Genomic DNA, 691 nt, shown 5'->3' with positions numbered 1-691 from the left:
AAGAACAATGCGTCGATCTCTTGAAAAAACTGCTGAATAGACCTGTGTTGTAGAAGCTTTCGCAGGGCAGGAAGTACAGAGTTAATACTTGATAGCAGTCGCTCGTATATCCCAGTTATAAATGCAATTGTTCCACCGGAGACGCCGGGTACTATATCCGCTGCGCCCATCATAATGCCACGCAAAAATATTAGCACCCAATGCATAGATTCTCCTTTAGCTTAGCGAACAACACCCGGCAAAAATGGTACAAACATTACCGGCTCAATGACGTCTTTCAAGAATTGCTCACCTCTACGCGTCACAATAGTCAAATTTTGCTGCACATCGCCTAAAGGCACGATCATCTTGCCACCATCTTTCAACTGACGAAGTAACTCAAGGGGAATCTCTTTCGGTGCGGCAGTCACCATAATTGCATCAAACGGCGCTTGCTCGGGCCAACCAATGCCGCCATCAGCATGACGGCTGTATATATTGCGATAACCTATTCGTTCAAAACGCTGACGCGCTTTATTCAATAATGGAGAGATGCGTTCGACCGTATAAAGCTCATCAACGACTTGAGACAAAATAGCGGCTTGATATCCAGACCCTGTTCCCAACTCCAGCACTCTACGAGGCTGATGCTGAACGAGTAACTCCGTCATTCTTGCGACAATATATGGCTGCGAGATGGTTTGATTATGTC

2 protein-coding genes are annotated in these 691 nt (G+C 46.0%); both read right to left on the bottom strand.

What is annotated here, in order from left to right:
• A partial coding sequence (locus A3738_RS09095) for an undecaprenyl phosphate translocase family protein (protein ID WP_156504134.1) occupies window positions 1-206 on the bottom strand: 206 nt, incomplete at its 3' end.
• 15 nt (window positions 207-221) lie between these two features.
• Window positions 222-691, bottom strand: a 470-nt coding sequence (locus tag A3738_RS09090) for a protein-L-isoaspartate(D-aspartate) O-methyltransferase (RefSeq protein WP_068763553.1), incomplete at its 5' end; no start/stop codon positions are given.

The organism is Oleiphilus sp. HI0066, assembly GCF_001635725.1.
Note: the sequence above shows the minus strand (reverse complement) of the source record. Positions and strands in the feature narration are given on the sequence as shown.